Origin of the sequence: Enterobacter sp. 5-4, assembly GCF_000612205.1 — a bacterium.
Lineage (GTDB): Bacteria > Pseudomonadota > Gammaproteobacteria > Enterobacterales > Enterobacteriaceae > Enterobacter > Enterobacter roggenkampii.
Genome location: NZ_JFHW01000022.1, coordinates 116,333 through 140,314, shown reverse-complemented (window position 1 = coordinate 140,314; position 23,982 = coordinate 116,333). Strand labels below are relative to the sequence as shown.

Annotated in this window: 21 protein-coding genes; 14 read left to right on the top strand and 7 right to left on the bottom strand. The window is 54.8% G+C overall.

Annotated features, from left to right (window positions below):
* Positions 1 to 91 precede the first annotated feature (91 nt).
* The 5 genes from lon to bolA all read right to left on the bottom strand — a co-directional run bounded on the left by lon (position 92) and on the right by bolA (position 6,860).
* Positions 92 to 2,446 carry an endopeptidase La gene (gene lon, locus AA74_RS0114180; RefSeq protein WP_008503315.1) on the bottom strand — a complete coding sequence of 785 codons (2,355 nt, stop codon included), beginning with the start codon at positions 2,444 to 2,446 and terminating at the stop codon, positions 92 to 94.
* A 182-nt stretch (positions 2,447 to 2,628) separates the two neighbouring features.
* Positions 2,629 to 3,903, bottom strand: coding sequence for an ATP-dependent protease ATP-binding subunit ClpX (clpX, locus tag AA74_RS0114175; protein WP_008503316.1), 1,275 nt, complete (start codon positions 3,901 to 3,903; stop codon positions 2,629 to 2,631).
* Between the two features lie 126 nt (positions 3,904 to 4,029).
* Positions 4,030 to 4,653 carry an ATP-dependent Clp endopeptidase proteolytic subunit ClpP gene (clpP, locus tag AA74_RS0114170; protein ID WP_008503317.1) on the bottom strand — a complete coding sequence of 208 codons (624 nt, stop codon included), beginning with the start codon at positions 4,651 to 4,653 and terminating at the stop codon, positions 4,030 to 4,032.
* Between the two features lie 260 nt (positions 4,654 to 4,913).
* Positions 4,914 to 6,212 (bottom strand): trigger factor, encoded by a 1,299-nt coding sequence (gene tig, locus AA74_RS0114165; RefSeq protein ID WP_008503318.1) that lies wholly within the window; start codon positions 6,210 to 6,212, stop codon positions 4,914 to 4,916.
* Between the two features lie 330 nt (positions 6,213 to 6,542).
* The gene (gene bolA, locus AA74_RS0114160) at positions 6,543 to 6,860 is read right to left on the bottom strand and encodes a transcriptional regulator BolA (protein WP_021241655.1); all 318 of its coding nucleotides are present in this window, start codon (positions 6,858 to 6,860) and stop codon (positions 6,543 to 6,545) included.
* Positions 6,861 to 7,165: 305 nt separating this feature from the next.
* Here bolA and AA74_RS0114155 point away from each other — a divergent pair, with 305 nt between their 5' ends.
* From AA74_RS0114155 to AA74_RS0114120, 8 genes are all read left to right on the top strand, one after another.
* Positions 7,166 to 7,744, top strand: a complete 579-nt coding sequence (locus AA74_RS0114155) for a lipoprotein (protein WP_023310568.1) — start codon at positions 7,166 to 7,168, stop codon at positions 7,742 to 7,744.
* Between the two features lie 46 nt (positions 7,745 to 7,790).
* Positions 7,791 to 9,266, top strand: a complete 1,476-nt coding sequence (gene ampG / locus AA74_RS0114150; RefSeq protein WP_025912625.1) for a muropeptide MFS transporter AmpG — start codon at positions 7,791 to 7,793, stop codon at positions 9,264 to 9,266.
* Between the two features lie 479 nt (positions 9,267 to 9,745).
* A complete protein-coding gene (gene cyoA, locus AA74_RS0114145) occupies positions 9,746 to 10,693 on the top strand; it encodes a cytochrome o ubiquinol oxidase subunit II (protein WP_008503322.1) in 948 nt (315 codons plus the stop codon).
* A gap of 16 nt (positions 10,694 to 10,709) precedes the next feature.
* Positions 10,710 to 12,701, top strand: coding sequence for a cytochrome o ubiquinol oxidase subunit I (cyoB, locus tag AA74_RS0114140; RefSeq protein WP_008503323.1), 1,992 nt, complete (start codon positions 10,710 to 10,712; stop codon positions 12,699 to 12,701).
* Positions 12,691 to 13,305, top strand: coding sequence for a cytochrome o ubiquinol oxidase subunit III (locus tag AA74_RS0114135; RefSeq protein ID WP_008503324.1), 615 nt, complete (start codon positions 12,691 to 12,693; stop codon positions 13,303 to 13,305). Before cyoB ends, AA74_RS0114135 begins: the two co-directional genes overlap by 11 nt.
* Entirely contained in the window at positions 13,305 to 13,631 is a 327-nt protein-coding gene (locus AA74_RS0114130) for a cytochrome o ubiquinol oxidase subunit IV (protein ID WP_006176899.1), read from the top strand. The genes AA74_RS0114135 and AA74_RS0114130 overlap by 1 nt, the downstream gene beginning before the upstream one ends.
* Before the next feature lie 11 nt (positions 13,632 to 13,642).
* Positions 13,643 to 14,530, top strand: a complete 888-nt coding sequence (gene cyoE / locus AA74_RS0114125; protein ID WP_008503325.1) for a heme o synthase — start codon at positions 13,643 to 13,645, stop codon at positions 14,528 to 14,530.
* Positions 14,531 to 14,679: 149 nt separating this feature from the next.
* Positions 14,680 to 16,041 (top strand): MFS transporter, encoded by a 1,362-nt coding sequence (locus AA74_RS0114120; protein ID WP_025912624.1) that lies wholly within the window; start codon positions 14,680 to 14,682, stop codon positions 16,039 to 16,041.
* A 31-nt stretch (positions 16,042 to 16,072) separates the two neighbouring features.
* Here the strand turns inward: AA74_RS0114120 and AA74_RS0114115 are convergent, their stop codons facing one another.
* On the bottom strand, positions 16,073 to 16,564 hold the full coding sequence (locus tag AA74_RS0114115) for a YajQ family cyclic di-GMP-binding protein (RefSeq protein ID WP_023293165.1): 492 nt from the start codon (positions 16,562 to 16,564) through the stop codon (positions 16,073 to 16,075).
* A gap of 121 nt (positions 16,565 to 16,685) precedes the next feature.
* Between AA74_RS0114115 and panE the strand changes: the two genes are divergently transcribed.
* Both panE and yajL read left to right on the top strand, forming a co-directional pair.
* Positions 16,686 to 17,597 carry a 2-dehydropantoate 2-reductase gene (gene panE / locus AA74_RS0114110; RefSeq protein WP_008503328.1) on the top strand — a complete coding sequence of 304 codons (912 nt, stop codon included), beginning with the start codon at positions 16,686 to 16,688 and terminating at the stop codon, positions 17,595 to 17,597.
* A complete protein-coding gene (gene yajL / locus AA74_RS0114105) occupies positions 17,560 to 18,153 on the top strand; it encodes a protein deglycase YajL (RefSeq protein ID WP_008503329.1) in 594 nt (197 codons plus the stop codon). The genes panE and yajL overlap by 38 nt, the downstream gene beginning before the upstream one ends.
* A gap of 94 nt (positions 18,154 to 18,247) precedes the next feature.
* On the opposite strand, the gene thiI is transcribed toward yajL, so the two are convergent.
* Positions 18,248 to 19,696, bottom strand: a complete 1,449-nt coding sequence (gene thiI / locus AA74_RS0114100) for a tRNA uracil 4-sulfurtransferase ThiI (RefSeq protein WP_023343485.1) — start codon at positions 19,694 to 19,696, stop codon at positions 18,248 to 18,250.
* A gap of 191 nt (positions 19,697 to 19,887) precedes the next feature.
* Here thiI and xseB point away from each other — a divergent pair, with 191 nt between their 5' ends.
* The 4 genes from xseB to AA74_RS0114080 all read left to right on the top strand — a co-directional run bounded on the left by xseB (position 19,888) and on the right by AA74_RS0114080 (position 23,956).
* Positions 19,888 to 20,130: an exodeoxyribonuclease VII small subunit gene (xseB, locus tag AA74_RS0114095; RefSeq protein ID WP_008503331.1), complete on the top strand. Its 243-nt coding sequence runs from the start codon at positions 19,888 to 19,890 to the stop codon at positions 20,128 to 20,130.
* Positions 20,131 to 21,030, top strand: coding sequence for a (2E,6E)-farnesyl diphosphate synthase (gene ispA, locus AA74_RS0114090; protein ID WP_008503332.1), 900 nt, complete (start codon positions 20,131 to 20,133; stop codon positions 21,028 to 21,030).
* Positions 21,031 to 21,054: 24 nt separating this feature from the next.
* A complete protein-coding gene (gene dxs, locus AA74_RS0114085; protein WP_008503333.1) occupies positions 21,055 to 22,917 on the top strand; it encodes a 1-deoxy-D-xylulose-5-phosphate synthase in 1,863 nt (620 codons plus the stop codon).
* 64 nt (positions 22,918 to 22,981) lie between these two features.
* Positions 22,982 to 23,956 (top strand): aldo/keto reductase, encoded by a 975-nt coding sequence (locus tag AA74_RS0114080; RefSeq protein ID WP_025912623.1) that lies wholly within the window; start codon positions 22,982 to 22,984, stop codon positions 23,954 to 23,956.
* The last annotated feature ends 26 nt before the right edge of the window (positions 23,957 to 23,982 follow it).

Here is a 23,982-nt window from a genome sequence, read left to right as displayed (position 1 = left end):
CAGCAATCTAAATTAGCTATACAAAAAAAGGCTGGCAAGTGCGAAATGACTTACCAGCCTTGTTTTTATTGACGCTCTTTGCGCGAGGTCACTATTTTGCGGTTACAACCTGCATTCCGGACGGTTCATTCTGCAATGCGAGACTAAGTACTTCCTCAATTCGCTTAACAGGATGGATCTGCAGGTCGGCAATCACGTTGTCCGGAATCTCTTCCAGATCGCGTTTGTTTTCGTAAGGGATCAATACGGTTTTGATCCCACCACGATGCGCCGCCAGCAGTTTTTCTTTTAAGCCACCGATTGGCAGAACCTGACCGCGCAGGGTAATTTCACCGGTCATTGCCACATCAGCACGCACCGGGTTACCTGTCAGGCAAGAAACCAGAGCGGTACACATGGCAATACCCGCGCTTGGACCATCTTTCGGCGTCGCCCCTTCAGGTACGTGTACGTGGATGTCGCGTTTTTCGTAGAAATCCGGGTTGATACCCAGTTTCTCCGCGCGCGCGCGCACCACGGTCAGCGCCGCCTGAATGGACTCCTGCATCACTTCACCCAGCGAGCCGGTATAGGTCAGCTTGCCTTTACCCGGTACACAGGCGGTTTCGATGGTCAGCAGATCGCCGCCCACTTCCGTCCATGCCAGACCGGTCACCTGGCCAACGCGGTTTTCGTTGTCCGCACGACCGTAGTCGAAACGCTGAACGCCGAGATAGGCATGCAGGTTATCACCATTAATCGTGATGTGTTTCAGGCTCTTATCCAGCAGCAGCTGTTTCACCGCCTTACGGCACAGTTTAGAGATTTCACGCTCAAGACTACGCACGCCCGCTTCACGGGTGTAGTAGCGGATGATGCCAATAATCGCGCTGTCCTCGACGGTCAGCTCGTTGGCTTTCAGCGCGTTACGCTCAATCTGTTTCGGCAGCAGGTGCTGTTTCGCGATGTTCAGCTTCTCGTCTTCGGTATAGCCGGAGAGACGGATCACTTCCATACGGTCCAGCAGCGGCGCCGGAATGTTCATGGAGTTCGACGTCGCCACGAACATCACGTCGCTCAGGTCGTAATCCACTTCCAGGTAGTGATCGCTGAACGCCACGTTCTGTTCTGGATCAAGCACTTCCAGCAGCGCAGACGCCGGGTCACCACGCATGTCCGACGACATTTTGTCGATCTCATCGAGCAGGAACAGCGGGTTTTTAACGCCCACTTTCGCCATCTTCTGGATCAGTTTACCCGGCATAGAACCGATGTAGGTACGGCGGTGACCGCGGATTTCCGCTTCATCGCGTACGCCGCCCAGCGCCATACGGATATACTTACGTCCGGTCGCTTTTGCGATGGACTGGCCCAGAGAGGTTTTACCCACCCCCGGCGGTCCTACCAGGCACAGAATCGGGCCTTTAATTTTGTTTACACGGCTCTGTACCGCGAGGTACTCAAGAATGCGGTCTTTCACGCGTTCCAGGCCGTAGTGGTCGGTATCCAGGATCTCCTGCGCCTGACGCAGGTCTTTTTTGACCTTGCTGCGGGCGTTCCACGGAACCTGCACCATCCACTCAATGTAGCCGCGTACGACGGTCGCTTCAGCCGACATCGGAGACATCATTTTCAGCTTCTGCAGTTCTGCTTCCGCTTTCTCTTTCGCCTCTTTCGGCATCTTCGCCGCGTCGATCTTACGCTTCAGCGCTTCGTTTTCGTCCGGCGCATCGTCCATCTCGCCCAGCTCTTTCTGAATGGCCTTCATTTGCTCATTCAGATAGTACTCACGCTGAGATTTCTCCATCTGCTTTTTCACGCGGTTGCGAATACGCTTCTCAACCTGCAGCAGATCGATTTCAGACTCCATCATCGCCATCAGGTATTCCAGACGTTCGTTAACGTCGGACATTTCCAGCACGGACTGTTTGTCAGCCAGCTTCAGCGGCATGTGTGCAGCGATGGTGTCCGCCAGACGTGCAGGATCGTCGATGCTGTTCAGCGACGTCAGCACTTCTGGTGGGATTTTCTTGTTCAGCTTGATATAGCCTTCAAACTGGCTAATCGCGGTGCGAACCAGCACTTCCTGTTCGCGCTCATCAAGTTCAGGCGAATCAAGGTACTCTGCCTTCGCAGAGAAGTGTTCGCCGTCGTCTGACAGAGTGGTAATACGCGCACGCTGCAGGCCTTCTACCAGCACCTTCACGGTGCCGTCAGGCAGCTTCAGCATCTGCAAAATAGAGGCCACGGTCCCGACGGTGAAAAGATCGTTTACACCCGGCTCATCCGTTGATGCTTCTTTCTGCGCCACCAGCATGATTTTTTTATCATGATCCATAGCGGCTTCGAGGCAACGGATAGATTTTTCCCGCCCTACAAATAAGGGTATGACCATGTGCGGATAAACCACCACATCGCGCAACGGCAATACGGGGATTTCAATGCGTTCAGAACGCTCAGGATTCATAGAGCTCTCTCTTAGTTAGTGTCCGCCAGGTAAGCTGGTCATGTCACTGTGCTTCACATAACCATTAACATGTATCCAGTATATGGGGATGTTTCCCACACATTCAACGCTATGAACACGGAAAAAGTAAAGGGGAGATAAAATCCCCCCTTTTTGATTAACTGCTTGTATGATTTGGTGAATTATTCGCCAGATGCCTGTTGGGCTTCCGGTTTACCGTAAATCAGCAGCGGCTTGGTTTGACCGCTGATGACCGACTCGTCAATCACCACTTTCTCAACGTCTTCCATCGACGGCAGATCGTACATGGTGTCGAGCAGTGCCGCTTCAACGATAGAACGCAGGCCACGCGCGCCGGTTTTGCGGCTCATTGCTTTTTTGGCAATCGCATCCAGCGCTTCGTCGCGGAATTCCAGATCAACCCCTTCCAGATTGAACAGCGCCTGATACTGCTTGGTCAGCGCATTTTTCGGCTCTTTCAGGATCTGGATCAGCGCCTCTTCACTCAGCTCATTCAGCGTAGCCACAACCGGCAGACGACCGATGAATTCAGGAATCAGACCGAATTTGATCAGATCTTCTGGTTCAACCTGTGCCAGGAGCTCGCCTTCGTTCGGTTTTTCGGATGTGGATTTCACCGTTGCGCCAAAACCAATGCCGGAGCCGGTTTCAACACGGTGGGAGATGACTTTATCCAGACCAGCAAAGGCACCGCCACAGATGAACAGGATCTTGGAGGTATCAACCTGCAGGAACTCCTGCTGCGGATGTTTACGACCACCCTGTGGCGGAACGGCGGCAACCGTACCTTCGATCAGCTTCAGCAGTGCCTGCTGTACGCCTTCACCCGATACGTCACGAGTGATGGACGGGTTGTCGGATTTACGGGAGATCTTGTCGATCTCATCGATGTAAACAATCCCGCGCTGGGCTTTCTGTACGTCGTAATCGCACTTCTGCAGCAGTTTCTGGATGATGTTTTCGACGTCCTCACCCACGTAACCGGCTTCGGTCAGGGTGGTGGCATCCGCCATGGTGAACGGAACATCAAGCAGACGCGCCAGGGTTTCAGCCAGCAGCGTTTTACCGGAACCGGTTGGGCCGATCAGCAGAATGTTACTTTTACCCAGTTCCACGCCATTGCTGGTATCGCCGTTACGCAGGCGTTTGTAGTGGTTATAGACCGCTACCGCCAGCACTTTCTTGGCCTGCTCCTGGCCGATGACGTAGTCGTCAAGGTGATGACGAATTTCATGCGGCGTTGGCAGCGCGCTGCGCTCACGGTGCGGTGCGACTTCTTTAATCTCTTCGCGAATGATGTCGTTACATAAATCGACGCATTCGTCGCAGATATACACGGACGGCCCGGCAATCAGTTTACGCACTTCATGCTGGCTTTTGCCGCAAAAAGAGCAGTACAGCAGTTTGCCCGAACCATCTTTGCGTTTATCTGTCATGAGTCCAAACCTCTTTTTAAGTTCTTTGTGCCGCACATGACGACGCAAATGCCATTCTAAGACGCAAGCTGCATCAAGCAGCGTGCCGCCCTACCTTAGTATAGCGGCACACTCGCGTCGCGGGCATCAATTACGATGGGTCAACACGGAGTCGACTAAGCCATACTCAACTGCCTCTGAAGCAGAGAGGAAGCGATCGCGCTCGGTATCGCGCTCGATCTGCTCGAGAGGTTGACCCGTATGCTGCGCCATAAGTTCATTCATGCGCGCTTTTACTTTCAGGATTTCGCGGGCGTGGATTTCAATATCCGTCGCCTGGCCCTGGTAACCGCCCAGCGGCTGGTGAATCATCACGCGGGAATTCGGCAAGCAGAAACGCTTACCCTTCGCCCCTGCGGTTAACAGGAACGCGCCCATAGATGCGGCCTGACCCATACAGATCGTGCTGACATCCGGTTTGATGAATTGCATGGTGTCATAAATGGACATCCCTGCGGTAATCACGCCACCCGGGGAGTTAATGTACAGGTAAATGTCTTTTTCCGGGTTTTCCGCTTCCAGAAACAGCATCTGCGCCACGATCAGGTTAGCCATGTGGTCTTCCACCTGGCCGGTCAGAAAGATAACGCGTTCCTTGAGCAGACGGGAATAGATATCAAAAGAACGCTCACCACGTGAGGTCTGTTCAATAACCATTGGCACCAGAGCCATATGGGGTGCAAAGTTATCTCGTTCGCCACTGTATGACATTTCCGTCTCCTGGATCAAAATTGAAAACACCTGCTGTACTGATTGTAACCTTACGGACGGATTATCAGCCAGTCTCATTCATCATGATTACGTACTTATGGGGTTCACAGTGCCCTATTTCAAGCATAACAACCTTTTGTTGTTACGCTAACACCGAAAGGGCGTTTTAGCACTCTTCCTGGGCTCTGGCTGCGATAAAAAAAACCCGCTGCCGCAAGGCAACGGGTTTTCTGTTCAAACTTTAAACCGTTGGGGCGAAATTACGCCTGCTGGTTCATCAGTTCGTTGAAAGAGGTCGCTTTTTCGGTCACTTTCGCTTTCGCCAGTACCGCTTCAACCGCCTGCTCTTCCAGGGCAACGTTGCGCATGTTGTCCATCAGCTCTTTGTTCTTACCGTAGAACTCGATCACTTCTGATGGATCTTCGTATGCAGAAGCCATCTCTTCGATCAGGCCTTTCACACGCTCTTCGTCAGCTTTCAGCTCGTGGGTACGAATCACTTCGCCCAGCAGCAGGCCAACCACAACGCGGCGTTTTGCCTGCTCTTCGAACAGCTCGCGCGGCAGTTCCATCGCTTGCTGCTGGTTGCCACCGAAACGCTGTGCAGCCTGACGGCGCAGAACGTCGATTTCGCTGTCGATCAGGGCAGCAGGAACGTCGATTTCGTTGGCTTTCACCAGACCTTCGATCGCCTGAGACTTCACGCGGTTACGCACAGCACCGTTCAGCTCGCGCTCCATGTTTTTACGCACTTCGGTACGCAGGCCAGCAACAGAACCGTCTTCCACGCCGAAACGTTTGATGAACTCTTCAGTCAGTTCTGGCAGTTCGCGCTCTTCCACTTTCTTCAGGTTGATGACGAACTTCGCTGCTTTACCTTTCAGGTTTTCAGCGTGGTACTCTTCCGGGAAGGTCACGTCGATGGTGAACTCTTCGCCAGCCTTGTGGCCTTTGATACCGTCTTCGAAGCCTGGGATCATACGACCCTGGCCCATTGCCAGTACGAAGTCAGACGCTTTGCCGCCTTCGAACTCTTCGCCGTCTACAGAACCGGTGAAGTCGATGGTTACGCGGTCTTCCGCGTCAACAGCGCCTTCTTTCTCTTTCCAGTTCGCCTGCTGCTTACGCAGGGTGTCCAGCATGCCGTCAACGTCTTCGTCAGTCACGGAGACAATCGGTTTTTCAACTTCGATAGATTCCAGACCTTTCAGCTCAACTTCCGGATACACTTCAAACTCTACGGAGTAGGTGAAGTCTTCGCCCAGTTTGTATTCGCCTGGAACGTAGTTTGGCGCACCGGCCGGATTGATTTTTTCTTTGATGATCGCATCGATAAAGTTGCGGCTCATCAGTTCACCCAGCACATCCTGACGCACGGAAGCGCCATAACGCTGAGCAACAACATTCATTGGTACTTTGCCCTTACGGAAGCCGTCAATACGTACTTTTTTTGCTACGTTGACCAGCTCGCTTTTCACAGCAGTTTCGATGCTGTCAGCAGCGATAGTAATCGTTACACGGCGGCCAAGGCCTTGAGTGGTTTCAACTGAAACTTGCATCTTGTTACCTCAAAAAAATCACAGTGCTCGGTCAACTCTGAATCTGTCTGTTATACCGGGATGCTCTCTTAGTGCAGATTCACATTCCCTGTCGCCAGAATCATCCCGAAGACATTCAATAAGACGCGGCATTATAGCGGCATCACTTAGGTGAGTCGAGAACGGTTGGGGCATGTTGCTGCGGCTTTTTTCACACTTTAAGGCTATTTTTAGCCTTAAAATCGCACCATCCGCTCAAAACTCAGACAAAACAAAACGGCCCGAAGGCCGTTTTGAGGAAATCTGTAAGCAACATACTGGAAAAGCTCCAGCCGTTGCAAATCCGATTTATCAGGCGATAGTGCCTGCACCGCGACAGGGCGGCGATGCGAAAACCGTATCCTGCAAGCCTTCCCATTCCTTAATGGTGTAGGTATGCAGTGCCAGCGCATGCACGGTCGTGGAGAGCTCTTCCGTCAAGGTGCTGTAGATCAAGCGATGTCGGTTCAGGAAACGTTCTCCCGTGAAGCGATCGCTAACCAGAACCACTTTAAAGTGGCTTTCAGAACCTGCCGGTACGTTATGACGATAGCTTTCGTCGACGACTTCGAGGAACACAGGGTTGAACGCTGCCCTTAATTTATCTTCTATATGCTCACGTATCATCATGAAATTACTCCTCCGACAACGCCAGGATGTCACCCATCCCTTTAAATATTAGCCGCTTTTACCGTTTCCATTACACATTGACAACAAATATTTAGCTTTCGTCCGATTTTCTCATTCAAACGAATGAAGTTAACTGTGAGGCTCATACCTTTTATCATCCGTGAAAGGAGAAAATGAGTGAGCTGGTCAGTTTTCAGACAAGACGATGAATTTACATGCGTTGACCACTTCCCCTGACCGTTGGCGATGTTATGATGGCGGCAATTTTTCTCTCTATTATGCTTACGATTCGTGAGAACTTAAAAATGTTAAAAAAACTCTTCTTTCCATTGGTAGCCCTTTTTATGCTGGCAGGCTGTGCTACCCCGCCTACCACCATTGATGTCTCACCAAAAATCACCCTGCCTCAGCAGGACCCAAGCCTGATGGGCGTCACCGTGAGCATTAACGGTGCCGATCAGCGTCAGGATCAGGCGCTGGCAAAAGTGACCCGCGATAACCAGCAGGTGACGCTCACCGCGTCACGTGACCTGCGCTTCCTGCTGCAGGAAGTGCTGGAGAAACAAATGACCGCTCGCGGCTATATGATCGGCCCAAGCGGTGCGGTTGATCTGCAGATCATCGTCAACAACCTGTACGCTGACGTGTCACAGGGCAACGTGCGCTACAACATCGCCACCAAAGCGGATATCGCCATCATTGCCACCGCGAAGAATGGCAACAAGATGACCAAAAACTACCGCGCGAGCTACTCTGTTGAAGGTGCGTTCCAGGCATCCAACCAGAACATTGCTAACGCCGTTAACAGCGTGCTGACCGATACCATCGCCGATATGGCGCAGGACACCAGCATCCACGACTTTATCAAGCAGAACGCACGTTAATCCTGCTCACTGACCCGGTGTAACACCGGGTCAGTCTTATAAGAACATGTCCAGCCATTACTTACGCATTTTCCAGCAACCGAAATCAGCGATTCTGCTGATCCTCGGCTTTGCCTCGGGTTTACCCCTCGCGCTCACCTCCGGCACGCTTCAGGCGTGGATGACGGTCGAGAACATCGATCTCAAAACCATTGGTTTCTTCTCGCTTGTCGGTCAGGCCTATGTTTTCAAGTTCCTGTGGTCGCCGGTGATGGATCGCTATACGCCGCCGTTCCTCGGGCGTCGCCGCGGCTGGCTGGTGATGACGCAGGTCCTGCTGCTGCTGGCCATCGCGGCGATGGGGTTTCTTGAGCCCACCACGCAGCTGCGCTGGATGGCCGCGCTTGCGGTGGTGATTGCCTTCTGTTCCGCCTCTCAGGATATCGTGTTCGACGCCTGGAAGACGGACGTGTTACCTGCGGAAGAACGCGGTGCCGGTGCGGCCATCAGCGTGCTGGGCTATCGCCTCGGGATGCTGGTCTCCGGCGGGCTGGCGCTGTGGCTTGCCGACCGTTACCTCGGCTGGCAGGGCATGTACTGGCTAATGGCCACCCTGCTTATCCCCTGCATTATCGCCACGCTCTTTGCCCCCGAACCGAGCGACGTTATTCCGGTTCCCCGCTCGCTGGAGCAGGCCGTGGCCGAACCGCTGCGCGACTTCTTTGGCCGCAACAACGCCTGGCTGATCCTGCTGCTGATCGTCCTTTATAAGCTTGGCGACGCCTTTGCCATGAGCCTGACCACCACCTTCCTGATCCGCGGTGTCGGTTTTGATGCCGGTGAAGTGGGGGTAGTGAATAAAACGCTGGGGCTGTTTGCAACCATTGTCGGGGCACTTTACGGTGGCGTGCTGATGCAGCGCCTGACGCTGTTTCGCGCACTGCTGATCTTCGGCATTCTTCAGGGCGCCTCTAACGCGGGCTACTGGCTGCTGTCGATTACCGACAAACATATGATCAGCATGGCCGCTGCGGTGTTCTTCGAAAATCTCTGCGGCGGTATGGGGACAGCAGCCTTTGTCGCCCTGCTGATGACCCTGTGCAACAAGTCATTTTCCGCCACGCAGTTCGCGCTGCTCTCGGCGCTCTCTGCCGTTGGCCGCGTTTACGTAGGTCCGATTGCCGGCTGGTTTGTGGAAGCCCACGGTTGGCCAACGTTTTATCTTTTCTCCGTCGTGGCTGCCGTGCCGGGGATTTTATTGTTGCTGGTCTGTCGCCAGACGCTGGAATATACCCAGCGGACCGAACACTTTATGCCACGAACGGAATATCACCGCGCCTACCGTTTTGCGTTACGTCTGTTAATGATGGGCTGCGTTGCGCTGGCACTCTGGCTTATCGTGCTCATTATTAATGCCAGCACACCACTGGCGCTCCCGTTTGAGGCCCTTCTGCTGGACGCCGGAGCCCTGCTGGCCATCGTTGGGATCCTGACGGGCGGTCTGCTCGATTTCATGGCGTTGCGTAAAACGCAGCTGACCTGAAGAAAAATGCGAAAGGTTATTTCCCGTTGTAATCACCAACCGAAATTATAACGGTGAAATAGCCACCATCGACTAAAAAAAATATTTGTTGTTTTGTGCGGGATAGGATTTGGAAATTATTGGCTCTGGTTCCAAAACGCTATTTTTCATTAAACGATTCAGCATGCGATAGTTTGATTTTTCGTTTTTTAGATGTCTTTTTATTGATAATTAATTGTTAATTTTTTGTTTATTTTTAACAATGGTTATACCAATTGTCCCTTTTAGGGTATGCTTGGGGGTCCTTTCGTTATAAAGCCCATCTCATGCGGCTTCGGTCATAAAAACCGACATAATTTGCAACACTTGTGACACGTGCGGCAGAACCCGGTAACACCTTCCTGACACAGGCCTAATGATGTTTACAGTAATGTAACCTTCCCGTAAAATGCCCGCACACTTTAAACGCCACCAGACTCCCGTGGAATTGAGGTCGTTAAATGAGACTCAGGAAATACAATAAAAGTTTGGGATGGTTGTCATTATTCGCAGGCACTGTATTACTCAGTGGCTGTGATTCTGCACTACTAGACCCCAAAGGACAGATTGGACTGGAACAACGTTCACTGATATTGACGGCTTTTGGCCTGATGTTGATTGTGGTTATTCCAGCCATTTTGATGGCTGTTGGTTTCGCCTGGAAGTATCGTGCGAGCAATAAAGATGCGAAGTATAGCCCGAACTGGTCACACTCCAATAAAGTGGAAGCTGTGGTCTGGACGGTACCTATCCTGATCATCCTGTTCCTTGCCGTACTGACCTGGAAAACCACTCACGCACTTGAGCCAAGCAAGCCGCTGGTTCACGATGAAAAACCGATTACCATTGAAGTGGTCTCCATGGACTGGAAATGGTTCTTCATCTATCCAGAGCAGGGCATTGCCACCGTGAATGAAATCGCCTTCCCGGCGAACACTCCGGTTCAGTTCAAAGTGACCTCCAACTCCGTAATGAACTCCTTCTTCATCCCGCGTCTGGGTAGCCAGATTTACGCGATGGCCGGTATGCAGACTAACCTGCATCTGATCGCGAATGAAGCAGGCACCTACGATGGTATCTCCGCCAGCTATAGCGGCCCGGGCTTCTCAGGTATGAAGTTCAAAGCTATTGCAACGCCAGACCGTGCCGCTTTCGACCAGTGGGTTGAAAAAGCGAAACAGTCTCCAAACACCATGTCTGACATGGCGGCGTTCGAAAAAGTGGCTGCACCTAGCGAATACAACAAGGTGGAGTACTTCTCTAACGTGAAGCCTGATTTGTTCAAAGACGTTATTGGCAAATTTATGGATCACGGCAAGAGCATGGACATGACCCAGCCAGAAGGCGAGCACAGCGCGCACGAAGGTATGGAAGGCATGGACATGAGCCACGCGGAAACCGCTCACTAAGGGGCCGAGGAAGAAAATGTTCGGAAAATTGACACTGGATGCAGTGCCCTACCATGAACCGATTATCATGGTTACGGTGGCTGCAATTATCATCGGTGGCGCGGCCTTAGTTGGCCTGATCACTTACTTCGGTAAGTGGAGCTACCTGTGGAATGAGTGGCTGACTTCGGTTGACCACAAAAAACTCGGTATCATGTACTGCATCGTCGGTATCGTCATGTTAATTCGTGGCTTTGCGGATGCGATCATGATGCGTAGCCAGCAGGCGCTCGCGTCTGCGGGTGAAGCCGGCTTCCTGCCACCGCACCACTACGATCAGATCTTTACCGCCCACGGCGTTATCATGATCTTCTTCGTGGCGATGCCGCTGGTTATCGGTCTGATGAACGTGGTCGTTCCGCTGCAAATCGGCGCGCGCGACGTGGCGTTCCCGTTCCTGAACAACCTGAGCTTCTGGTTCACCGTTGTCGGCGTTATTCTGGTTAACCTGTCACTGGGCGTGGGCGAATTCGCGCAGACCGGCTGGCTGGCTTACCCACCGCTGTCAGGAATTGAGTACAGCCCGGGCGTTGGCGTCGACTACTGGATTTGGGCGCTTCAGCTCTCCGGTGTCGGTACGACCCTGACCGGTATCAACTTCTTCGTGACCATTATCAAGATGCGTGCCCCTGGCATGACCATGTTCAAGATGCCGGTATTTACCTGGGCATCTCTGTGCGCCAACATCCTGATTATTGCGTCCTTCCCAATTCTGACTGTTACCATCGCGCTGCTGACCCTGGACCGCTACCTGGGCACCCATTTCTTCACGAACGATATGGGTGGCAACATGATGATGTACATCAACCTGATTTGGGCATGGGGTCACCCGGAAGTTTACATCCTGGTTCTGCCTGTATTCGGTGTGTTCTCCGAAATCGCGGCAACCTTCTCGCGTAAACGTCTGTTTGGTTACACCTCTCTGGTGTGGGCAACCGTGTGTATTACCGTTCTGTCGTTCATCGTTTGGCTGCACCACTTCTTCACCATGGGTGCGGGCGCGAACGTAAACGCCTTCTTCGGTATTACCACCATGATTATCGCCATCCCGACCGGGGTGAAGATCTTCAACTGGCTGTTCACCATGTATCAGGGCCGTATCGTGTTCCACTCAGCAATGCTGTGGACCATCGGCTTCATCGTGACCTTCTCCGTAGGTGGGATGACCGGCGTACTGCTGGCGGTACCGGGTGCTGACTTCGTTCTGCACAACAGTCTGTTCCTGATTGCGCACTTCCATAACGTTATCATCGGTGGCGTGGTCTTCGGCTGCTTCGCTGGCGTAACCTACTGGTGGCCAAAAGCGTTCGGCTTCACGCTGAACGAAAAATGGGGTAAACGCGCGTTCTGGTTCTGGATCATCGGCTTCTTCGTCGCCTTTATGCCGCTGTACGTGCTGGGCTTCATGGGTATGACCCGTCGTCTGAGCCAGCAGATCGATCCGCAGTTCCACCCAATGCTGATGGTTGCAGCGGGCGGTGCCGTGCTGATTGCCTGTGGTATCGCGTCTCAGCTGATTCAGTTCTACGTGTCTATTCGCGACCGCGACCAGAACCGTGACCTGACCGGTGACCCATGGGGTGGCCGTACGCTGGAGTGGGCGACCTCTTCTCCACCGCCTTTCTATAACTTTGCCATCGTGCCTCAGGTTCATGAACGTGACGCATTCTGGGAAATGAAAGAAAAAGGTGAAGCGTACAAGCAACCTGCTCATTACGAAGAGATCCATATGCCGAAAAACAGCGGTGCGGGCATCGTGATTGCCGCCTTCGCAACGGTATTTGGTTTCGCAATGATCTGGCACATCTGGTGGATGGCGATTGTTGGCTTTGCTGGCATCGTAATCAGCTGGATTGTGAAGAGCTTTGACGAGGACGTGGACTACTACGTACCAGTCCGTGAAGTTGAAAAGCTGGAAAATCAGCATTTCGACGAGATTTCTAAAGCGGGGCTGAAAAATGGCAACTGATACTCTGGCGCACTCAACTGCCCACGCGCATGAACATGCGCACCACGATACAGGACCGACCAAAGTCTTCGGTTTCTGGATCTACCTGATGAGCGACTGCATTCTGTTCTGCTGTCTGTTCGCGACCTATGCCGTTCTGGTGAACGGCACAGCGGGCGGCCCGACCGGCAAGGACATCTTTGAACTGCCGTTCGTTCTGGTTGAAACCGCACTGCTGTTATTCAGCTCCATCACCTACGGCATGGCGGCTATCGCCATGTACAAAAACAACAAGAGCCAGGTTGTCTCCTGGCTGGCGTTGACCTGGCTGTTTGGTGCTGGATTTATCGGGATGGAAATCTATGAATTCCATCACCTGATCATGGAAGGCTTCGGCCCGGATCGCAGTGGCTTCCTGTCCGCGTTCTTCGCGCTGGTTGGCACCCACGGTCTGCACGTGACCTCCGGTTTGATCTGGATGGCAGTCCTGATGTTCCAGATTTCCCGTCGCGGCCTGACCAGTACTAACCGTACCCGTATCCTGTGCCTGAGCCTGTTCTGGCACTTCCTGGACGTGGTGTGGATCTGTGTGTTCTCTGTTGTCTATCTGATGGGGGCGATGTAATGAGTCATTCTAACGATCATGGCGCTTCCCACGGCAGCGTAAAAACCTACATGACAGGTTTCATCCTGTCGATCATCCTGACGGTGATCCCGTTCTGGATGGTGATGAGCGGTTCTGCGTCTAAGCCGGTTATCCTGGGAGCAATCCTGGTGACCGCGGTGATTCAGATTCTGGTGCATCTGGTTTGCTTCCTGCACATGAACACCAAGTCCGATGAAGGCTGGAACATGACCGCCTTTATCTTTACCGTGATTATCATCGCTATCCTGGTAGTCGGTTCCATCTGGATTATGTGGAACCTCAACTACAACATGATGGTTCACTAAGAGCGGCGAGTATGTTTAAGCAATACCTGCAAGTAACGAAACCAGGCATCATCTTTGGCAACCTGATCTCCGTGATCGGAGGGTTCCTGCTGGCCTCTAAGGGCAGCATTGATTACGCCCTCTTTATCTACACGCTGGTCGGTGTGTCACTGGTTGTTGCGTCCGGTTGTGTATTTAACAACTACATCGACATGGATATCGACAAGAAGATGGAAAGGACCAAAAATCGGGTGCTGGTGAAAGGCCTGATCGCCCCTTCCGTCTCGCTGGTGTACGCCACCTTGCTGGGTATTGCTGGCTTTATGCTGCTGTGGTTTGGTGCTAACCCGCTGGCCTGCTGGCTGGGGGTGATGGGGTTCGTGGTGTATGTGGGCATCTATAGCCTGTATATGAAACGTCACTCCGTCTACGGCACGCTGATTGGTTCTCTCTCCGGCGCTGCGCCGCCGGTGATTGGCTACTGCGCGGTCACGAACGAGTTCGACAGCGGTGCGCTGATCCTGCTGGCTATCTTTAGCCTGTGGCAGATGCCGCACTCCTATGCCATCGCAATTTTCCGCTTTAAGGATTATCAGGCGGCGAACATCCCGGTTCTGCCGGTCGTGAAGGGCATCTCCGTTGCCAAGAACCACATCACGCTGTACATCATCGCCTTTGCCGTGGCAACGCTGATGCTCTCTCTGGGTGGTTACGCCGGATACAAATATCTGGCGGTAGCGGCTGCGGTGAGCGTCTGGTGGCTCGGCATGGCGCTGCGCGGTTACAAAGTGGAAGATGACAAAGTCTGGGCGCGCAAGCTGTTTGTGTTCTCGATTGTGGCCATCACCTCGCTGTCCGTGATGATGTCCGTGGACTTCATGGTGCCAGATTCACATAACCTGCTGACTTACGTCTGGTAAGCCACAACAGGTAAATAAAGGGGTGCTTCGGCACCCTTTTTTATTCGCCGAATCTATTAATAACGCATGTAATATTTGTTAAATAACCCTTTATTTACCCCGCCCCTTCCCCGCACTACACTATGGCCTGCTTTTGAACTGAGGTGGTAATGAACGATTATAAAATGACGCCAGGCGAGCTGCGCGCGACCTGGGGCTTAGGGACTGTCTTCTCGCTACGGATGCTTGGCATGTTTATGGTCCTGCCTGTTCTGACCACATACGGTATGGCGCTGCAGGGGGCCAGCGAGGCGCTGATTGGCCTCGCCATTGGCATTTATGGTCTGGCGCAGGCGGTGTTCCAGATCCCGTTTGGCCTGCTCTCTGACCGGGTGGGCCGCAAACCGCTGATTGTCGGCGGGCTGCTGGTCTTTGTGCTCGGAAGCGTCATTGCCGCCCTCTCCCACTCCATCTGGGGGATTATTCTTGGCCGCGCCCTGCAGGGCTCCGGCGCGATTGCCGCCGCGGTGATGGCGCTGCTGTCAGACTTAACCCGCGAGCAGAACCGCACCAAAGCCATGGCCTTTATCGGCGTCAGCTTTGGCGTGACGTTTGCGATTGCGATGGTGCTGGGCCCGATAATCACCCATGCGCTCGGCCTGCACGCCCTGTTCTGGATGATTGCCGTGCTGGCGACCCTCGGCATTGCCTTAACCCTGTGGGTGGTGCCGGACAGCAAAAACCACGTCCTCAACCGTGAGTCGGGGATGGTTAAAGGCTGCTTCAGCAAGGTGATTGTCGAGCCGCGCCTGCTTAAGCTGAATTTTGGCATTATGTGCCTGCACATTCTGCTGATGTCGACCTTTGTCGCCCTTCCCGGCCAGCTTGCCGCAGCGGGTTTCCCGGCGGCTGAGCACTGGAAAATCTATCTGGTCACGATGTTGATTTCGTTTGTCTCCGTCGTGCCGTTCATCATCTACGCCGAAGTGAAGCGCAAAATGAAGCGCGTCTTCGTGGGCTGCGTGGCGCTCCTGCTTATTGCCGAGATCGTGCTCTGGGGCGCCGGCCCGCACTTCTGGGAGCTGATCGCCGGGGTACAGTTGTTCTTCCTGGCGTTTAACCTGATGGAAGCCCTGCTGCCGTCGCTGATCAGCAAAGAGTCCCCCGCCGGTTACAAAGGCACGGCGATGGGCATTTACTCCACCAGCCAGTTTCTCGGCGTGGCGATCGGCGGCTCGCTTGGCGGCTGGGTGGACGGACTCTTTGATTCGCAAACCGTGTTTCTCGCGGGCGCGCTGCTGGCGACAGTCTGGCTGCTGGTCGCCGGCACCATGAAAGAGCCGCGCTACGTGAGCAGCCTGCGGGTTGAGATCCCGGATGACGTAGAGATTAGCGACGCGCTGAAGCAGCGTCTGGAAGGAAAAGAAGGGGTCACAGAGGTGCTGATTGTTCCCGAGGAGCGCAGCGCTTATGTCAAAATTGACAGCAAGGTGACCAACCGCTTCGAGGTCGAGCAGGCGCTGAAAGCGTGAAAAAAAGCCCGGGTAAACCGGGCTTTTTATATTAGTCGCGGAAGTTTTTAAACTGGAACGGTTGCCCCAGGTCGCCGCCGCGCACCAGCGCCATCACGGACTGCAGGTCGTCGCGGGACTTACCGGTGACGCGAATTTCCTCGCCCTGGATCTGCGCCTGCACCTTCAGCTTGCTGTCTTTGATGAGCTTCACGATCTTCTTCTGCACCGCGCTCTCGATGCCCTGCTTCAGCTTCGCTTCAACAAACCAGTTCTTACCGCTGTGCACAAACTCGTCCGGCACATCCAGGGACGTCCCTTCGATGCCGCGCTTCAACAGCTTGGCGCGCAGAATGTCGAGCAACTGATTCACCTGGAAATCAGACTCGCTCAGCACCTTAATGGTCTTATTTGCATCGTTCAGCTCAAACGACGCCTCAACGCCACGAAAATCGAAACGTGACTCAACTTCGCGGGTTGCGTTCTCAACGCCGTTGCGAACTTCCTGGATATCAACTTCGGAAACAATATCGAAAGATGGCATCTTTTCTTCTCCCTTCACTTTTGTTGCGTTGCATAATACCCGCTACGAGGCATAACTCAACAGAAGCTTAGCTGTATAATTAAGCTGTAACACCTGGCGCAGTTGCAGGTGAGGAGGAACAATGAAAATTACGGTGCTCGGATGCGGAGCGCTTGGTCAGCTGTGGCTGACCGCACTGTGCAAGCACGGACATGAGGTTCAGGGCTGGCTGCGCGTGCCCCAGCCTTATTGCAGTGTAAACCTGATTGGTGAAGACGGAAGCATCTTTAACGAATCCCTCACCGCGAACGATCCTGATTTCCTGGCGCAAAGCGACCTTTTACTGGTGACGCTTAAAGCGTGGCAGGTCTCAGACGCAGTAAAAACGCTGGCCGCGCAGCTCCCCCCCACTTCGCCCATACTGCTGCTGCATAACGGCATGGGGACCCTGGATGAGCTGAAAAGCGTTCCGCAGCCCCTGCTGATGGCAACGACCACCCACGCTGCGCGCCGCGACGGCAACATCATCGTGCATGTCGCCAGCGGTGTGACGCACATCGGGCCTGCCAGAACGCAGGATGGGGACTACAGCTATCTTGCCGATGTGCTGCAGAAGGTGCTCCCGGACGTGGCCTGGCATAACCACATTCGCCCTCAACTCTGGCGCAAGCTGGCCGTTAACTGTGTGATCAACCCGCTGACGGCGCTGTGGAACTGCCCGAACGGTGAACTGAAAAACCATCCGCAGGAGGTGGCGTCCCTCTGTGCAGAAGTCGCGGCGGTCGTTGAGCGGGAAGGGCTGCATACCTCGGCAGACGATTTACGCTGTTATGTCGAGCAGGTTATTGAGAGTACAGCTGAGAACATCTCCTCGATGCTGCAGGATGTTCGGGCATTACGCCACACGGAGATCGACTACATCACCGGCTATCTGCTAAAACGCGCCCGCGCGCACGGCATCGCGGTGCCGGAAAACGCCCGTCTGTATGACCTGGTTAAACGTAAGGAGAGTGAATATGAGCGCGTCGGCACTGATCTGCCTCGCCCCTGGTAGCGAAGAGATGGAAGCGGTCACCACCATTGATCTGATGGTGCGCGGCGGCATTAAGGTCACCACCGCCAGCGTCGCCAGCGACGGTAATCTGGCAATCACCTGTTCACGCGGGGTGAAAATCCTTGCAGATGCACCGTTGGTACAGGTGGCTGACGGAGATTACGACATCATCGTGCTGCCCGGCGGGCTGAAGGGCGCGGAATGTTTTCGTGACAGCCCGCTGCTGGTTGAGACCGTGCGTCAGTTCCATTTATCCGGCCGCATCGTCGCCGCCATTTGTGCCGCCGCCGGAACGGTTTTGGTTCCACACGATATCTTCCCCATTGGCAACATGACCGGCTTCCCGGGGCTGAAAGACACCATTCCGGAAGATCAATGGGTGGACAAGCGCGTCGTCTGGGATCCCCGCGTCAACCTGCTGACCAGCCAGGGCCCGGGCACCGCGATTGATTTTGGCTTAAAGATTATCGACCTGCTGGTCGGGCGCGAGAAGGCGTACGAAGTGGCGTCATCGCTGGTGATGCCAGCGGGGATTTATAATTACTATGAAGAGTAGTGCATAAAAAAAGCCGGGTGGCGGCTACGCCTTACCCGGCCTACAAATGCACGGTATCGTAGGCCCGGTAAGCGAAGCGCCACCGGGCGAGAAACTACGGACGATACACCTTCACATTGGCAAAGCCCTGCTCGCGCAGATACAGCGCCTGCAGGCGACTCATCACCCCGCGCTCACACCACAGCAGGTACGTTTTGCTCTGGTCGAGGTCGCCAAACTTCGTGCTCAGCTTGTAGAACGGCAGAGAAACCACTTCGACGCCGTCAACCTGCAGCGGCTTGTCATCCTGCTCGTCAATAGAGCGGATATCCAGAATCGCGTCGTTCGCGCCGAAACCGCTCACGGTCTCCACTTCTACCACTTCCTGCTCGGTCTGCTGGGCGATCTCGCGGATATCAATGTTGGACGCTTCTTCCACCACTTTATCCAGAATGCTGAAATCGAAGTTCTCTTCTTCCGCTTCGATCTTCGCCTTCACCGCTTTCACCGTTGGGCTTTTTGAGATCACGCCGCAGTATTCCGGCATGGTGCGGGCAAAATCTTCGGTACCGATTTCGCGCGCCAGATCGATGATGTGCTCTTTATCATGGGAGATCAGCGGACGCAGGATCAGGGTATCAGACACGTTGTCGATCAGGCGCAGGTTGGTCAGCGTCTGGCTGGAGACCTGCCCCAGCGCTTCACCGGTGACCAGCGCCTGCACGCCGTAGCGTTCAGCCACTTTGGATGCCGCACGCACCATCATGCGCTTCAGGATGACGCCCATCTGGCCGTCGTCCACTTTCTCCAGAATCTCGCCGACCACTGGTTCGAAATTGATTGCCACGAAACGCACGCGGTGGGAGCTGCCGAAGCGGTTCCACAGGTAATGCGCCACCTGACGAACGCCGATTTCGTGCGCCGCGCCGCCCAGGTTGAAGAAGCAGTAGTGTACGCGGCAGCCGCGGCGCATCAGCATATAGCTGGAGACGCCGGAGTCGAAGCCGCCGGAGATCAGGGACAGAACATCTTCCTGAGTCCCGATCGGGAAGCCGCCGATACCTTCATAGCGGCCTTTCACCAACAGCAGGCGATCGTTTTCGATCTCCAGATTAACGGTCACGTCCGGGTTGGTCAGACGCACGCGCGCCGTCTCAACGTGCTGGTTCAAACCGCCGCCAACGTAACGTTCCACTTCAATGGAGCTGAATTCGTGCTTACCGCGACGCTTCACGCGCACGCAAAAGGTTTTGCCTTCGATCCGATCGCGGTACTGAACCAGCGCTTTTTCGAAGATGTCGTGCATATCGCTGAACGGGACATCTTCCACTTCCAGAATATGGTGGATCCCCGGAATACGGGTCAGCGCGTCGCGAATATCCTGACGTTTGTTTTCGTCTTTCGCACGGACCTCAACGTGGTCCCAGTGGCGCACCACGGCGAGGGTTTCGTCGTAGTGCTTTAAAACGTTACGAATGTTCCCGGTGAGAATTTTAATAAAGCGCAAACGCACAGATTGGCTTTTGATGGTGATTTCAGGGAACAATTTAATGATAAACTTCATGGCGGCAATGTTTCTTAGGCAAGCGTATTAAGGCTTGTAATGGAAAAGAGTACAGCAGCCCACACCCGTGGCTGCATCCAGGCGCGCAAGTATACCACCATCGCGCCGCTCCTGTGCACATTGCGCGTTATTTGATAATTGCCCTGAGTCCGTTACCATGTCGGGGCTGAGAATATAAGAGTCAATTCACTATGCCGAAGAAGAACGACGCACCGGCCAGTTTCGAAACTGCGCTGAGTGAACTGGAGCAAATCGTTACCCGTCTTGAGAGCGGCGATCTCCCGCTGGAAGAGGCGCTCAACGAATTCGAGCGCGGCGTGCAGCTGGCGCGCCAGGGGCAGGTCAAACTGCAGCAGGCCGAGCAGCGCGTGCAGATCCTGCTTTCCGACAGCGAAGACGCGAAAACCACGCCTTTCACACCGGACGCCGAGTAAATGGATTTTGCCAACGAGCTTCAGGCGCGCGTCGTGCGTGCCAACGACGCCCTGCGCCGATTTATTGCGCCACAGCCTTTTCAGAACACTCCTCTGGTTGAAGCCATGCACTATGGCGCACTCTTGGGTGGAAAGCGCCTGCGCCCGTTCCTGGTGTACGCCACCGGCAACATGTTTGGCATCAGCGATAACACGCTGGACGCCCCGGCAGCCGCCGTTGAGTGCATCCATGCCTACTCGCTGATCCACGACGATCTCCCGGCGATGGACGACGACGATTTGCGTCGGGGTCAACCTACCTGCCACATCAAGTTTGGCGAGGCGAATGCCATTCTGGCGGGTGATGCCCTGCAGACGCTGGCGTTCTCGATTCTGAGCGACGCGCCAATGGCCGAAGTGGCTGACCGTGACCGTCTGGCAATGATTTCCGAACTGGCCATGGCCAGCGGCGTGGCCGGCATGTGCGGCGGTCAGGCGCTGGATCTTGAAGCGGAAGGACGTCAGGTTAATCTGGAACAGCTGGAGCGTATTCATCGCCATAAAACCGGGGCATTGATTCGTTCCGCCGTTCGCCTGGGCGCGCTGAGCGCGGGTGAGCAAGGGCGCAAAGCCCTGCCGATTCTGGACAGATACGCAGAAAGTATCGGTCTGGCATTCCAGGTTCAGGATGACATTCTGGATGTGGTGGGCGATACTGCAACATTGGGTAAACGTCAGGGTGCGGACCAGCAGCTTGGCAAAAGTACCTACCCCGCCCTGCTGGGTCTTGAGCAAGCCCAACGTAAAGCCCGGGATCTGATTGACGATGCCCGCCAGTCGCTGAATGAACTGGCTGCGCAATCGCTGGATACCTCGGCACTGGAAGCGCTAGCGGACTATATAATCCAGCGTGATAAATAAACTATATATCTCGATGAGCCTTTGATGAGTTTTGATATTGCCAAATACCCGACACTGGCGTTAGTTGACTCCACCCAGGAGTTACGTCTGTTGCCGAAAGAGAGCCTGCCGAAGCTGTGCGACGAGCTGCGTCGCTACCTGCTCGACAGCGTAAGCCGCTCCAGCGGCCATTTCGCCTCCGGGCTTGGCACGGTAGAGCTGACCGTGGCGCTGCACTACGTCTATAACACGCCGTTCGATCAGCTCATCTGGGACGTGGGCCACCAGGCCTATCCGCACAAAATTCTGACCGGACGTCGCGATAAAATTGGCACTATTCGTCAGAAAGGTGGCCTGCATCCGTTCCCGTGGCGCGGTGAGAGCGAGTATGACGTGCTGAGCGTCGGCCATTCCTCCACCTCCATTTCTGCGGGCATCGGTATTGCCGTCGCCGCCGAGAAAGAGAACAAGCAGCGCCGCACCGTCTGCGTGATTGGCGACGGTGCCATCACCGCGGGTATGGCCTTCGAAGCCATGAACCATGCGGGCGACATCAAGCCGGACATGCTGGTTATCCTCAACGATAACGAAATGTCGATCTCCGAGAACGTTGGCGCGCTGAACAACCATCTGGCACAGCTGCTCTCCGGCAAGCTTTACTCCTCGCTGCGTGAAGGCGGTAAAAAAGTCTTCTCCGGCGTACCGCCGATCAAAGAGCTGCTTAAGCGTACCGAAGAGCACATCAAAGGCATGGTCGTGCCGGGTACCCTGTTTGAGGAGCTGGGCTTTAACTATATTGGCCCGGTTGACGGCCACGACGTACTGGGGCTGGTCACCACGCTCAAGAACATGCGCGACCTGAAAGGCCCGCAGTTCCTGCACATCATGACCAAAAAAGGGCGTGGCTACGAACCAGCGGAAAAAGATCCGATTACCTTCCACGCGGTACCGAAATTTGACCCGTCCAGCGGCTGTCTGCCGAAAAGCAGCGGCGGCATGCCGAGCTATTCAAAAATCTTCGGCGACTGGCTGTGCGAAACCGCCGCAAAAGACAACAAGCTGATGGCGATCACCCCGGCCATGCGCGAAGGCTCCGGCATGGTAGAGTTCTCTAAAAAATACCCTGACCAGTATTTCGACGTGGCCATTGCCGAGCAGCACGCGGTGACATTTGCAGCGGGCCTGGCGATCGGCGGCTACAAACCGGTTGTCGCTATCTATTCCACCTTCCTGCAGCGCGCCTACGATCAGGTGATCCACGACGTGGCGATCCAGAAGCTGCCGGTGCTGTTTGCTATCGATCGTGCGGGCATCGTCGGTGCCGACGGCCAGACGCACCAGGGCGCGTTTGACCTGTCCTTCCTGCGCTGCATTCCAGATATGGTGATCATGACGCCAAGCGACGAGAACGAATGTCGTCAGATGCTGTTTACCGGCTACCATTATCAGGATGGACCAAGCGCCGTTCGCTATCCGCGCGGCAATGCGGTGGGCGTTGAGCTGCAGCCGCTGGAGAAGCTGGCGATCGGTAAAGGTCTGGTTAAACGTCGCGGTGAGAAAGTGGCGATCCTGAACTTCGGCACGCTGATGCCAGAGGCGGCTAAAGTAGCTGAAACGCTGAATGCCACCCTCGTGGATATGCGCTTTGTGAAGCCGCTCGACGAATCCCTGATCCTGAGTATGGCTGAGGCGCACGACGTGCTGGTCACGCTGGAAGAGAACGCGATTATGGGCGGTGCGGGCAGCGGCGTGAACGAGGTGCTGATGGCAAACCGTAAAGCCGTTCCGGTGCTGAACCTCGGCCTGCCGGACTATTTCATCCCGCAAGGTACCCAGGACGAAGCCCGCGCGGCGATTGGCCTGGACGCTGCCGGTATCGAAGCTAAAATCCGCGCCTGGCTGGACTGATCCCTCCCCCCTTTTCCGCTCCTGCTATGCTTAAACGTATTGTTTAAACAGCAGGAGCGGAACCGTGCAATACACAACATTAGGAAAAACGGACCTTAAGGTTTCCCGACTTTGTCTGGGATGCATGACCTTTGGCGAGCCCGATCGGGGGAACCACGCCTGGACGCTGCCGGAAGAGAGCAGCCGTCCGATCATCAAACGCGCCATCGAGGGCGGCATTAACTTCTTTGACACCGCCAACAGCTACTCCGACGGCAGCAGCGAGGAGATTGTCGGCCGCGCCCTGCGCGATTTTGCCCGTCGGGATGACATCGTCGTTGCCACCAAGGTGTACTACCCGGTGGGCGACCTGCCGCAAGGCCTTTCTCGCGCGCAGATCCTGCGTTCCATTGACGACAGCCTCAGGCGCCTGAACATGGATTACGTCGACCTGCTGCAAATTCACCGCTGGGATTACAACACGCCGATCGAGGAGACGCTTGAGGCGCTCAACGACGTCGTCAAAGCCGGTAAAGCACGCTACATCGGCGCATCGTCGATGCACGCGGCGCAGTTCGCTCAGGCGCTGGATCTGCAGGCGCAGCACGGCTGGGCGCGCTTTGTCACCATGCAGGATCACTACAATCTGATCTATCGAGAAGAAGAGCGTGAGATGTTGCCGCTGTGCCATCAGGAGGGCGTGGCGGTCATCCCGTGGAGCCCGCTCGCGCGCGGTCGCCTGACCCGTCCGTGGGGCGAAACTACGGCCCGTCTGGTCTCGGATGAAGTGGGAAAAAATCTCTATGAAGGAACAGAGGCCAGCGATGCACTGATTGCCGAACGCCTGGCCGGGATTGCCGACGATACCGGCGCAACCCGCGCCCAGGTAGCGCTGGCATGGCTGCTGGGTAAACGCGGCGTCGCGGCTCCCATTATCGGCACGTCCCGGGAAGAGCAGTTGGACGAACTGTTAAACGCGGTGGATATCACGCTGACGCCCGAACAGGTTGCCGAGCTGGAGACGCCGTATCAGCAGCATCCGGTGGTGGGGTTTAAATAAGCCCCATCTTTTTTGTAGGCCGGGTA